The organism is Pseudomonas sp. AF03-9, assembly GCF_020515815.1.
GTDB lineage: Bacteria > Pseudomonadota > Gammaproteobacteria > Pseudomonadales > Pseudomonadaceae > Aquipseudomonas.
This window is the reverse complement of sequence record NZ_JAHPJF010000024.1, coordinates 20691-32665: the sequence shown is the minus strand read 5'-3', so window position 1 is coordinate 32665 and position 11975 is coordinate 20691. Positions and strand designations below refer to the sequence as shown.

Sequence of the window (11975 nt, the reverse complement as noted above, 5' to 3'; positions counted from 1 at the left end):
TCGCGCCGTTCGGCTGTGGCGGTGCGTATGACTACACGCGCCTGGCGTGCAACTTCCGAGGCCGCTGAGATGACTGAGTTGAGCTGCGATGTAGTGATCGTCGGCGGCGGTTTGGCGGGCACCTGGGCCGCCATCGCTGCGGCCCGCGAAGGGGTCAAGGTCATCCTGGTGGACAAGGGCTACTGCGGCACCAGCGGCGTCACCGCCACGGCCGGTCCCGGCCATTGGTGGGTGCCACCGGGCGCGCGGGAAGCCGCCATCGACAAACGCCTGGCCACCGCCTACGGCCTGGCCGATGCACGCTGGATGGCCCGCGCCATCGACACCACCTGGACCAGCCTGCCGGGCCTGCGCGACTACTACGCCTTCGCGCAAAACGACCAGGGCGAAACCCAATACCGTGGCCTGCGCGGCCCGGAGTACCTGCGCGGCCTGCGTCGCCGGGTACTCGACAGCGGCGTGACGATCCTCGACCACCACCCGGCCCTGGAACTGCTGCGCGACGACAACGGCCGCGTGGTCGGTGCCCGTGGCTGGCGGCGCCAGGCCGGTGGCGACTGGTTGATCCGCACTGGCGCGGTGGTACTGGCCACCGGCGGCTGCGCGTTCCTCTCGCGTCTGCTGGGCAACCACACCAACACCGGCGACGGCTACCTGATGGCCGCCGAAGCCGGTGCCGAACTGTCGGGCATGGAGTTTTCCAACTACTACTGCATCGCGGCGGCGGGCAGCAGCATGACCCGTTCGATGGTGTACAGCTTCGGCGACTACTTCGACGCAGCGGATCGGCCCTTGGCAATCAGCAGCGGCCCCGGCTTTACCGAGGATTTGGCCCGGGCGCTGCTCAACGGCCCGGTGTATTGCCGCTTGAATCGGGTGCCTGCGGATATTCGTGCACAACTGCCGAGTATCCAGCCCAACCTGATGCTGCCGTTTGATCGGCACGGGGTTGATCCGTATCGACAGCGGTTTGCCGTGACCTTGCACCCCGAGGGCACCATCCGTGGGGTGGGCGGTTTGCGTTTGCTGAATGACGACTGCCAGACCAGCGTGCCCGGCGTATTCGCCGCCGGCGACGCGGCCAGCCGTGAACCGATTGCCGGTGCGACGTCCGGGGGCGGTGCGCAGAACTCGGCGTGGGCGTTGTCCACGGGGCAGTGGGCTGGGCGGGGAGCGGCGCGGTTGGCCAGGCAGCGCGCGGCTTATCACGGTGCAGTGCGCGGCTTTGATGGCGTTGCCGGCGGCAGCGCGCAGTTGATTCAACGCATCCAGGCCGAGGTTCACCCGCTGGACAAAAACCTCTTCCGCAGCGGCGCGCAACTCGACCGTTCACTGCGCGAACTCGACAACATCTGGGATCAGGTGCGCGCCACCGCCCCCTCAACCAACCCCCTGCGTGACCGCGAAACCGCCGCCATGGCCGCCACGGCGCGCTGGTGCTACACCGCAGCGGCGCAGCGCAAGGAAAGCCGTGGCATGCACCAGCGTAGCGACACACCGCAGCAAAGCGCCCTATACGACGCGCACTTGCGCATATCCGGCGTCGATCAGGTGCACACACGTTTCGACCCCATCCCCCCTACCCCCACACAACCCATGTAGTGAGCGGGCTTGCCCGCGCTGGGTGGCGAAGCCGCCCCAAACCCAGGCACCTCGGCCTTGCTGATACACCGCGGCGTCTGGATTCGGGGCGGCTTCGCCACCCGGCGCGGGGCAAGCCCGCTCACTACAGAATGAGGTAATTATTGGTGATTGAACTGATCTACTCCGACCTCTGCAACGGCTGCGGCCAATGCGTCACCGTGTGCCCCACCAACGTGCTGGCGCTGAGCCCCCAGGGCAAACCCCGGATCGCCGACCAACAGGCGTGCCAGACCTGCTTCATGTGCGAGCTGTATTGCCGCAGCGACGCACTCTACGTCGACCCGGACGCCGAACAACTGCGTCACCCCGATGCGCAGGCAGTGCGCGCGGCGGGGTTGTTGGGCCAGTATCGGCGGGATTCGGGGTGGGATGAGTGGGCGCAGGACCCGGCTCATCGCAATGAGCATTGGCGGATGGATGGGATATTTGCGTTGGCGCGGGAGGTTGGTAGTGGTTTGAAGCAATAACGCTGATTTCAAACCTGCTGATCGATATAAGGCGATTGAAAAACCTGAAATGCAATAAGAGAATAATCAAACTATTAATAATGAATTATTTTGATAATTACCATATAACCAAAAAGAACTTCACAGCAGGTTTTTATGGGCATAACGTTAAACCACTCACCGACCCCTTCTCCAGGCGGAGGTAGCCGAACCCTTTCTTGATCTGCCTGGAGCCTGCATCCCATGGTCTTTACCACCCCTTTCAAACGCCTGCTCCTAGGCACCGCCCTCGCCCTTGGACTGCTCGGCACTGCCGGCGCCGCCGACCTGCAACCGCTGCGGGTGGCCAATCAGAAATCGACGATCAAGGCGCTGCTGGAAGCCAGCGGCGAAACCAGGAATGTGCCTTACGAAATCCAGTGGTCGGAGTTCCCGTCCGCCTCGCCCCTGGGCGAAGCCTTGAACGCGGGGGCCGTGGATATTGGTGCCCTTGGTGACGCGCCCTACGTGTTTGCCCTCGGTGCCGGTGCCTCGCTCAAGGTGGTCAGCATCATCCACGCCGAAGGGCGCAACACCACCGCGCTGCTGGTGCCCAAGGACTCGCCGATCAAGACCGTCGCCGACCTCAAGGGCAAGAAGATCGTCACCGGGCGCGGCTCCATCGGCCACTACCTGGCGATCAAGGCCCTGGCCGAGGCCGGCCTGACCACCAAGGACGTGCAGTTCATTTTCCTGCTGCCCAGCGAATCACGCCTGGTACTGGACAACGGCACGGCTGACGCCTGGTCGACCTGGGACCCCTACACCACCGTGGTCACCTCGCAAAGCCAGGCCCGTGTGCTGGTCAGCGGCAACCAGCTGCTGAGCAACCACCTGTACCTGGCAGCCACCAGCCAGGCCATCGCCGACAAGCGTGTGCAGTTGGACGACTTTGTCGCCCGCCTCGACCGTGCCTACGCCTGGGCCAACACCCACCCCAATGAATACGCCGCCGCCCAAGCCAAGATCACCGGCCTGCCGCTGCAAGTGCATGTGGAAGTGGCCAAGGACACCCGCCTGACCCCAGTGGCGATTGACGACAGCGTTATCAGCGGCCTGCAAGCGACCGCCGACACCTATCAAAAAGAAGGCCTGCTGACCAAACACATCGACGTGTCGCAGGGTTTCGACAAGAGCTTTAACGCCAAGCGTGCCCCCAATTCCCAAGCATCGCGCTGATAAAAAGCATCGCGCCAACAGGAGCAGAACATGAGCAAGCCACGTCAACTCAAACTCGGAGCCATGGTCCACGGCGTCGGTCACGGCTGGGGCGAATGGCGCCATCCGCAGGCCCAACCGGACGCCAGCACCAACTTCGGCTTCTACAAGCAGCAGACTGAACTGGCCGAAGCCGCGAAGTTCGACTTCGTGTTCATCGCCGACAGCCTGCACATCCACGCCAAGTCCAGCCCGCACTACCTCAACCGCTTCGAGCCGCTGACCATCCTCTCGGCACTCGCGGCGATCACCACCCACATCGGCCTGGTCGCCACAGTGACCGTCAGCTACACCGAGCCCTACCAGGTAGCGCGCCAGTTCGCGTCCCTGGACCATATCAGCGGCGGCCGTGCCGGCTGGAACGTAGTGACCTCGTGGCTGAGCGGCACCGCCGACAACTTCGGCAAGGCCGAGCATCCGCCCCACGCCGTGCGCTACCGCATCGCCAAGGAACACGTGAACGCGGTCAAGGGCCTGTGGGACTCGTGGGAAGACGACGCCTTCGCCTACAACAAGCACAGCGGCGAATTTTTCACCCCGGGCAAGCTGCACGCGCTGAACCACAAGGGCGAGTTCTTCTCGGTCAAGGGCCCGCTGAACATTGCGCGTTCGCGTCAGGGCCAGCCGGTGATTTTCCAGGCAGGCACGTCTGAAGACGGGCGCAACTTTGCCGCTGAAAATGCCGATGCGATCTTTGTCCACGTAGAGAGCATCGAGGAGGGCCTGGCGTATTCCCAGGACCTCAAGCGCCGCGCCAAGGGTTTTGGTCGCGACCCCGACAGCCTGTCGATCCTGCCCGGCATCCGCCCGATTGTCGGCCGCGATGCCGCCGAAGTGGAAAGCCGCTACCAGCAAGCCGTGGACCTGGTCACCGTCGAGGACGCCATCGTCGCCCTCGGCCGCCCGTTCAACGACCACGACTTCAGCAAATATCCACTGGACGAACCCTTCCCGGAACTGGGCGACCTCGGCTCCAACAGCCAAAAAGGCGGTTCCGACCGGATCAAGCAGTTAGCCAGGGATGAAGGCCTGAGCCTGCGCGAAGTGGCCCTGCGTTTCTCGCGGCCCAAGCGTGATTTTGTCGGCACCCCGGAGCAAGTCGCCGATGCGATCCAGACCTGGTTCGAGCGCGGCGCCAGCGATGGCTTCATCGTCAACTCGGTGCTGCCGGACGGCCTGCAATACTTCACCGAACTGGTGGTGCCGGTACTGCAGCAACGCGGCCTGTTCCGTAGCGAATACAGCGGCCAGACCCTGCGCGACAACCTCGGCCTGGACGTACCGGCCAACCGTTACAGCGTCGCCAACGTGAAAGAAAAACAGGAGGCGCTGGCATGAGCGAATCCCTCAACCGTCAGCTGGCGGACCTGCACGCCGAACGGGTCGCGACCTGGGCGCCGCAAGCGCTGCAGATCAATATCGACCAGCGCCAACGCCTGGTGGCTGAAGCACGCCCCGACGACTACGTGCAGGTCGGCGATGAGCTGGACCCGTTCACCCTGCTCAATGTCGAAGGCGGCGAACTCAACCGCGAGTCGCTGCTGGCCGACGGCCCCGCGGTGCTGATCTTCTTCCGCTTTGCCGGCTGCCCGGCGTGCAACATCGCCCTGCCCTATTACGAGCGCCAGCTCTACCCACGCCTGCGCGAGCTCGGCGTGCCGCTGGTGGCAGTCAGCCCGCAAGTGCCCGAGCGCCTGGTGGAGATCAAGACCCGCCACGCCCTGCAATTGCTGGTGGCCAGTGACCGAGACAACAACCTCGCGCGGCGCCTGGGGATTCTCTACAGCTTTGACGAGGCGTCGCGTAACGCGGCGCTGGCCAAGGGCAACAGCATCGGCGAAACCACTGGCACCGGCACCTGGGAATTGCCGCAGCCGACGGTCGTAGTGATTGCCAGGGATGGCACGGTGGCGTTTGTGCAGGTGAGTCCGGATTGGTTGGTACGCACGCAAGCCGAGCCGGTGTTGCAGGCAGTCGAGCGTTTGCTGGGCCATCAAGCCGTACGACTGGCCATCTGAGCCCACACTCTCCTGTGGGAGCGGGCTTGCTCGCGAAGGCGGTGGTTCAGCGAGTGAATCCGTGGCCTGACACACCGCTTTCGCGAGCAAGCCCGCTCCCACATTTCTGACCGAGTACATTCCTATGACCCAACCGTCACTACGCTCCGTGGAAGTCGCCAATTTCGAAGCCCTGCTCGAACGCCTCAGCGCCGAGCTGGCCAGCACCGCGCACCTCTACGACGAAAGCGGCGCCTTCCCCCATGCCAATTTCAAACGCCTGCACGAACACGGCCTGGTCGCCCTCACCGTGCCCAAATCCCTCGGTGGCGGCGGGGCCAGCCTGCCCCAGGCACGCAAGGCGATCAGTGCGATCGCCAAGGGCGAACCCTCCACCGCACTGATCCTGGTGATGCAATACCTGCAACACACGCGCCTGCAAGACAGCAAGACCTGGCCCGCGCACCTGCGCACCCAAGTCGCCGAAGACGCCGTGCGCAACGGCGGGTTGATCAATGCCCTGCGCGTCGAACCCGACCTCGGCACCCCGGCCCGTGGCGGCTTGCCGGCGACCACCGCCGTACGCACCGCCGAGGGCTGGCGCATCAGCGGGCGCAAGATCTACTCCACCGGCAGCCACGGCCTGAGCTGGTTCGGCGTGTGGGGCCGCAGCAATGACGCCGACCCGCTGGTGGGTACCTGGTTGGTGCCCAAGGACAGCCCCGGCGTGACCATCATCGACACCTGGGACCACCTCGGCATGCGCGCCACGTGCAGCCACGAAGTGGTGCTCGACAACGTGCTGGTGCCGCTGGACCACGCCGTCAGTGTCAGCCCGTGGAGCGCGCCGTCGCCGGAACTGGATGCCGAAGGGTTCCTGTGGATGTCGGTGTTGCTGTCCTCGGTCTATGACGCCGTGGCCCAGGCGGCGCGTGACTGGCTGGTGAACTGGCTGGAAGAACGCCAACCGTCCAACCTCGGCGCGGCGCTGTCGACCCTGCCGCGCTTCCAGGAAACCGTCGGCCATATCGACACCCTGCTGTTCGCCAACCGTAGCCTGCTCGACGCCGCGGCCGAAGGCCACACCCCGGCCGCGAATGCCGCGCAGTTGAAGTACCTGGTGACCAACAACGCGATTCGCGCCGTCGAGTTGGCCATCGAGGCCTCCGGCAACCCAGGCCTGTCGCGTCACAACCCGCTGCAACGCCACTACCGCGATGTGCTCTGCAGCCGCGTGCACACACCGCAGGACGACGCCGTATTGCAAGGCGCCGGCAAGGCCGCTTTCGCCCAACGCCAAAAGGAGCGCACATGACTCAGGTGATTATCGCCAGCCAGCTGGATGAAGATTTCAACCAGGTGATCCGCGAGCGCCTCGCTGCGATCCACCCCGAGGCCCAAGTCATCGGTGTGCCCGTGGGCGTCCCCAGTGACCTGCCATCCCAGGCGAATATCCTGCTGGCGCGGCCGATCAACGTACGCGGCTACACCGCCCCGGACACCCCGCCACCGGGCTGGCCCTACGGCACGCAGTGGGTGCACCTGGTGTCGTCGGGCATCGATTTCTACCCGCACTGGCTGTTCAACGGCCCGCCGGTGACCACCTCGCGCGGCAGTGCCGCCGACAACCTGGCCGAGTTCGCCCTGGCCGCGATCTTTGCCGCGTCCAAGCACCTGCCGGACATCTGGGTGAAGGACTCACACTGGAACTTCACCCCGCTGCGCCCGCTCAAGGGCACCACCCTGGGCATTCTCGGCTTTGGCGCGATTGGCGAGCGCCTGGCGCAGAAAGCCCAGGCCCTGGGGATCAACGTTGTGGCGTTGCGCCAGAGCCAGGCGCCCTTCAGCGCAGGCGTGGACGCCGCCAAGGACATCCACGACCTGTTCGCCCGTGCCGACCACCTGGTGGTGGCCGCACCATTGACCGAGGCCACGCGCAACCTCATCAACCGCGATGTGCTCGCCAGCGCCAAGCCGGGGCTGCATCTGATCAACATTGCACGGGGTGGCTTGCTGGATCAGGAGGCGTTGCTGCAGGCGCTGGATAATGGCCAGGTTGGCTTGGCCTCGCTGGACGTGACCGAGCCCGAGCCGTTGCCAGATGGGCACCCGCTGTACACGCACCCGCGGGTGAGGTTGTCGCCGCATACCTCGGCGATTTCCACCAACAGTCGCCATGAGATTGCGGAGACGTTCTTGGCGAATCTGGAGCGCTATGTCGCCGGTTCTGAACTGGCCAACCTCGCCAAACCCTGACACCACCCAATAAATGGGGGAGCGGGCTTGTGTGGGAGCGGGCTTGCTCGCGAATGCAGTGTGTCAGTCAATGAATAGGTTGACTGATTCACCGCATTCGCGAGCAAGCCCGCTCCCACATTGGGTATTGGGCGAGCCGGAAATATAATCAGAAAATAGCATCTAACTAACAAATACCATGCATATTATTAATAATTAACATATAACAAAACGGACTTTTACGAACGCCTTTCATATCCATATTGTTACAGCCAGCACCGACCCCTGACCAGGTGGAGGCCTTGCCAACCCCACTTTCTCAGGACATCACCATGAGCCATGCCCGTGTGCCCAGCCGCCTCACCCTCGCCGCTTCCCTCGCCTTGCTCGGCGTCTACGCCCACGCCGATGACACCGCCCTGCCGGTGGTGAATGTCACCGCCGAACACCGCAGCGAAGACCTGCAGAAAACCCCGCTGGCGATTTCCGCATTCGACGAGCAGACCCTGGACGACAAGCAGATCCGCAGCGTGCGCGACCTCTCCGGCCAGGTGCCGAACCTGACCCTCAGTCGCCAGTCGATCTCCTACAGCGCGCAGACCTATGGCATCCGTGGCATCGGCGAAACCGACCCGATCCAGGAAGCCGCCGTGGCGGTGTATGCCGACGACCTGTACATCCCCCGCGCCATTTCCTCGATGCTCGACTTCAACGATGTCGAGCGCGTCGAAGTGCTGCGCGGCCCCCAGGGCACATTGTACGGACGCAACAGCAGCGCCGGGGCGATCCGCGTGATCACCCGCGACCCGAACCAGCAGACCCGTGGTTTCGTCGAACTTGGCGCCGGTAACTACAACGCGCAGAACGGCCGCGTCCTGATCAGCGGCCCGCTGGTGGACAACGCGCTGTTCGCCAGCTTCTCGGCGATCCGCCTGAGCCGCGACGGCACCGTGTCAAACCCGACGCGGGGCAAGGACGTGAACAACGTCGACATCCAGTCCTATCGCGGCAAGCTGCGCTACAAGCCCGAGGATTCACCGTGGGATGTGCAACTGACCCTGGCCGGCACCTTTGACCGCGGTGACACCACCAGCTATTCGCCCTTCGATGCCAACGGGCATTTCGACAAGTTCAAGAGCTACAGCAGCCTCGACCCGAAAAACCGCCTCGACCAGGGCAGTTCGGTGTTACGCGCCCTCTATGCGATCGACGATCACCTGAACGTCAAGTCGGTCACCGCCTGGTCCTCGTTCAACCAGCCGGTGGACTACGACAACTCCGGCCAGGCCGCGCTGATCCAGAACAACCTGATCCTCTACAAGCAGAACTACGCGACCCAGGAGTTCCAACTCAACGGCGACTACGACGCCTTCAGCTTCAGCACCGGCCTGTACCTGTACCGCGAGCGCTTCGACGCCGACCGCGACAACCTCACCTATTCCATCCCACGCAACCGCGTGATCGGCCAGGGCCAGTACAGCACCACCAACACTGAAAGCTATGCGCTCTACGGCCAGGGCACCTACAAGATCACCCCGCAACTGTCGCTGATCGCCGGCCTGCGCTTTACTCGCGAGCACAAGAACTTCGAGTTCACCAACTACGCGATCAACACCGACCGGCAGATCACCGGCACTAACTTTGCCGCCGAGTCGAGCAAGTCCTGGCAGTCCACCAGCCCGAAACTCGGCTTCGAATACGCCTGGACCCCGCACCTGAACCAGTACGCCTACGTCGCCAAGGGCTTCAAGGCCGGCGGCTACGACAACCGTGCACCGACCCGCGCCGCCGCCGAGCAGGCGTTCTCGCCGGAAGACGTGACCACCTGGGAAACCGGCTTGAAGGGTGACTTCTTCGACCAGCGCCTGCGCGCCAACGTTGCGTTGTTCTACAACGACTACAAGGACCTGCAGACCAACGCCTACGACCCGGCGCTGGGCGTGAGCCTGCGCACCAACGTCGGCCAGGCCCACACCTACGGCGTCGAGCTGGAGACCCTCACCGCCCTGAGCCGCGACTTGCAACTGACCGCCAACCTCGGCTACCTGGAAAGCCAGTACGACGACTTCCAGAACGCCAGCGGCGCAGGCGTGGATGCCAACGGCAAGCACCTGGTGTTCTCGCCGCGCTGGAACGCCAGCGTCGGTCTCAACTACACAATCCCGGCCGGATTGCCGGGCACGTGGCTGGCGGGCACGGATGCGCAGTTCCAGACCAAGTCCTGGGCCAACGCACTGAACGACGACATCCAGGAAGTGCCGCAGCAAACCTTCTGGAACGCCAACACCCGCTACATCAGCGGCGACGGCCACTGGACCACCACCCTCGCGGTGAAAAACCTGCTGGACCGCGCCTATCCGCAATCGGTGGGCTACGTGCCGTCCAGCGGTGCGCGCTACTACTCGGTCAACGACCCGCGCACCGTGTTGCTGTCAGTGCGCTACGACCTCTGAGGCGCCTATTTGATGCGGTAGTGGAAGGTGTTGCGCACCGCCGGTACGGCGACCGCCTTGCCCTCAACGATGCGCGGCTGGTATCGGAAGGTGTTCGCCGCCGCCAGTGAAGGCCGCATGAACAATGGATGGCAGCCGTCGAGCACCCGGGGATTTTCCACGCGGCCCTGGGGGTTGACGGTGTACTCCACGGAGCAATCGCCTTCGATGTTCTTGTCCAGGGCGCGCTCCGGGTAGTCCGGAGCTTGCTTGCTCAAGGGCTGGTATTGGCGGCTGTCAAACGCCGGGGCTGCCGCCGGGGCCGCAGGACGGGCGCGTTCGGCGGCCAGGCGTTGTTGGTCCAGGCGCTGCTGCTCCAACTCGCGGTTGCGCTGCTCGGTCGCCAGTCGCTCTTGCTGCTGCGCGATTTTCTGGTCCTCGACCCGCTTGCGGGCCAAGGCGGCTTTCTCCAGCTTTTGCGCCTGGATCCGTGGATCTACCACGGGTTTGGGCGGTACCGGCACGGCAACCGGCTCCGGTGGCGCGGGGGGTACGACGGCCACTGGCTCAGGCACCGGCGCGGGCGCCGGTGGCAGCATCACCAACTGGGTGTGCATCACCCGTGGTGCCTCCACCAGCGGTTTTTCCGTGGACCAGCCCAGCATCAGCGCGGCCAACACACCGACGTGCAGCGCCACCGCGATGCTCGCCGCCAAGCTGTTGCGCCAAAACCCCGCCGTGTCCCGGGGCAGCCTTGCCAGCGTTGGACTGTGCATGATCATCGCCGTCATTGCGGGGCCTCGGTCACCAGCCCCAGGTTGCTCACACCGCCTTTCTGCAACACCGCCATGGCCGCGACCACGCGGCCGTAGCCGGCGTTATCGTCGGCGCGGATGTACACCTGGGTGTCACTGCGCGCCGCCACCACCTGCATGACCTTGGCGCCCATTTCATCCAGGCTCACGGCGCTGTCGGTCTGGTGCGTGGTGTCCAGTTCGCCACCGAGGTTCCAGTAGTAGCCACCGTCGGCTTTCACCGACAACGTCAGGATCTGCTGGCGCGTGTCGGTGGCCAGCGCCTCGGCGGCGACCTTGGGCAGTTCGATCTTCACGCCCTGGGTCAGCATCGGCGCGGTGACCATGAAGATCACCAGCAGCACCAGCATCACGTCGATATACGGCACCACGTTCATCTCGGCCTTGGGCCCGTGCTTGCGTTGCGGCCTGGTCAGCATCGTCTTGCTCCTCTTTCAGGCGGCCACGGCCAGGTTGATCGGCGTGCCGCGCAAGGTGCGGTGCAGGCGCACTTGCAGTTCGTTGCCGAAGGCGTAGTAGCGGGTGAGCAAGGTCTGGCCACGGGCCGCAAAGCGGTTGTAGGCGATCACCGCCGGAATCGCCGCAAACAGACCGATGGCCGTGGCGATCAACGCTTCAGCGATGCCCGGCGCCACCGTGGACAGCGTGGCCTGTTGCACCTGGGACAAACCGATGAACGAATTCATGATGCCCCACACGGTGCCAAACAAGCCGATGTAAGGGCTGACCGAGCCCACGGTCGCGAGAAATTGCAGGCCCTTTTCCAGTTCGATTTCCTGCTCGGTGATCGCCACCTGCAACGCCCGCTCCACCCCTTCGAGCACCGCCGGATCATGGCTGTGCAGGTGCTGGTATTCCTCGATCCCGGCGATAAAGATCGGCGCAATGCCGCCCTCACCCGCCTGCACCGCGTCGCAGTACAGCGGCTGCAAGTCGGGCGCGGCGCGAAAGCGCTGCACAAAAGCGTGCAACTGGCGCTCCAGGCGGCGCAGCACAGTGCCGCGCTGGATGATCAAGTACCAACTGAGCAAGGAAGCCAGCAGCAACGTGATCATCACCGCCTTGACCAACAGGCTGGCGTCGCTGATCAAACCCCAGATCGTCATATGTTCCATCGTCGCGTGCATGGTGAACTCCTATTCGAATAAA

General features: G+C 64.3%; 11 protein-coding genes. 8 read left to right on the top strand and 3 right to left on the bottom strand.

Going from position 1 to position 11975, the window contains the following annotated elements:
• The first annotated feature begins 27 nt into the window (after positions 1-27).
• The 8 genes from LIY36_RS24565 (at position 28) to LIY36_RS24530 (ending at position 10032) form a co-directional block, all read left to right on the top strand.
• Positions 28-1602 (top strand): FAD-dependent oxidoreductase, encoded by a 1575-nt coding sequence (locus LIY36_RS24565; protein ID WP_226457491.1) that lies wholly within the window; start codon positions 28-30, stop codon positions 1600-1602.
• Between the two features lie 146 nt (positions 1603-1748).
• Entirely contained in the window at positions 1749-2111 is a 363-nt protein-coding gene (locus tag LIY36_RS24560; RefSeq protein WP_226457490.1) for a 4Fe-4S dicluster domain-containing protein, read from the top strand.
• Between the two features lie 222 nt (positions 2112-2333).
• A complete protein-coding gene (locus tag LIY36_RS24555; RefSeq protein ID WP_226457489.1) occupies positions 2334-3308 on the top strand; it encodes an ABC transporter substrate-binding protein in 975 nt (324 codons plus the stop codon).
• Positions 3309-3338: 30 nt separating this feature from the next.
• Entirely contained in the window at positions 3339-4685 is a 1347-nt protein-coding gene (locus LIY36_RS24550) for an LLM class flavin-dependent oxidoreductase (RefSeq protein WP_226457488.1), read from the top strand.
• Complete coding sequence (locus LIY36_RS24545) at positions 4682-5365, top strand: peroxiredoxin-like family protein (RefSeq protein ID WP_192296402.1); 684 nt, start codon at positions 4682-4684, stop codon at positions 5363-5365. Before LIY36_RS24550 ends, LIY36_RS24545 begins: the two co-directional genes overlap by 4 nt.
• Before the next feature lie 124 nt (positions 5366-5489).
• Complete coding sequence (locus LIY36_RS24540; RefSeq protein ID WP_226457487.1) at positions 5490-6659, top strand: acyl-CoA dehydrogenase family protein; 1170 nt, start codon at positions 5490-5492, stop codon at positions 6657-6659.
• On the top strand, positions 6656-7600 hold the full coding sequence (locus LIY36_RS24535) for a D-isomer specific 2-hydroxyacid dehydrogenase family protein (RefSeq protein ID WP_226457486.1): 945 nt from the start codon (positions 6656-6658) through the stop codon (positions 7598-7600). The genes LIY36_RS24540 and LIY36_RS24535 overlap by 4 nt, the downstream gene beginning before the upstream one ends.
• A gap of 311 nt (positions 7601-7911) precedes the next feature.
• The gene (locus LIY36_RS24530) at positions 7912-10032 is read left to right on the top strand and encodes a TonB-dependent receptor (RefSeq protein WP_226457485.1); all 2121 of its coding nucleotides are present in this window, start codon (positions 7912-7914) and stop codon (positions 10030-10032) included.
• Positions 10033-10037: 5 nt separating this feature from the next.
• Here LIY36_RS24530 and LIY36_RS24525 read toward each other — a convergent pair whose 3' ends face one another.
• From LIY36_RS24525 to tolQ, 3 genes are read right to left on the bottom strand one after another with little or no spacing between them, the layout of a single operon-like run.
• The gene (locus tag LIY36_RS24525; protein ID WP_226457484.1) at positions 10038-10802 is read right to left on the bottom strand and encodes an energy transducer TonB; all 765 of its coding nucleotides are present in this window, start codon (positions 10800-10802) and stop codon (positions 10038-10040) included.
• Positions 10799-11245 (bottom strand): protein TolR, encoded by a 447-nt coding sequence (gene tolR, locus LIY36_RS24520; protein WP_226457483.1) that lies wholly within the window; start codon positions 11243-11245, stop codon positions 10799-10801. Before tolR ends, LIY36_RS24525 begins: the two co-directional genes overlap by 4 nt.
• Before the next feature lie 15 nt (positions 11246-11260).
• Positions 11261-11953 carry a protein TolQ gene (gene tolQ / locus LIY36_RS24515; RefSeq protein WP_226457482.1) on the bottom strand — a complete coding sequence of 231 codons (693 nt, stop codon included), beginning with the start codon at positions 11951-11953 and terminating at the stop codon, positions 11261-11263.
• Between the last annotated feature and the right edge of the window lie 22 nt (positions 11954-11975).

Bases quoted from the DNA above. Each gene is read 5' to 3' on its own strand.
- LIY36_RS24565 (WP_226457491.1), top strand. From the start codon at position 28: ATGACTACACGCGCCTGGCGTGCAACTTCCGAGGCCGCTGAGATGACT.
- LIY36_RS24555 (WP_226457489.1), top strand. From the start codon at position 2,334: ATGGTCTTTACCACCCCTTTCAAACGCCTGCTCCTAGGCACCGCCCTC.
- LIY36_RS24550 (WP_226457488.1), top strand. From the start codon at position 3,339: ATGAGCAAGCCACGTCAACTCAAACTCGGAGCCATGGTCCACGGCGTC.
- LIY36_RS24545 (WP_192296402.1), top strand. From the start codon at position 4,682: ATGAGCGAATCCCTCAACCGTCAGCTGGCGGACCTGCACGCCGAACGG.
- LIY36_RS24540 (WP_226457487.1), top strand. From the start codon at position 5,490: ATGACCCAACCGTCACTACGCTCCGTGGAAGTCGCCAATTTCGAAGCC.
- LIY36_RS24535 (WP_226457486.1), top strand. From the start codon at position 6,656: ATGACTCAGGTGATTATCGCCAGCCAGCTGGATGAAGATTTCAACCAG.
- LIY36_RS24530 (WP_226457485.1), top strand. From the start codon at position 7,912: ATGAGCCATGCCCGTGTGCCCAGCCGCCTCACCCTCGCCGCTTCCCTC.
- LIY36_RS24525 (WP_226457484.1), bottom strand. From the start codon at position 10,802: ATGACGGCGATGATCATGCACAGTCCAACGCTGGCAAGGCTGCCCCGG.
- tolR (WP_226457483.1), bottom strand. From the start codon at position 11,245: ATGCTGACCAGGCCGCAACGCAAGCACGGGCCCAAGGCCGAGATGAAC.
- tolQ (WP_226457482.1), bottom strand. From the start codon at position 11,953: ATGCACGCGACGATGGAACATATGACGATCTGGGGTTTGATCAGCGAC.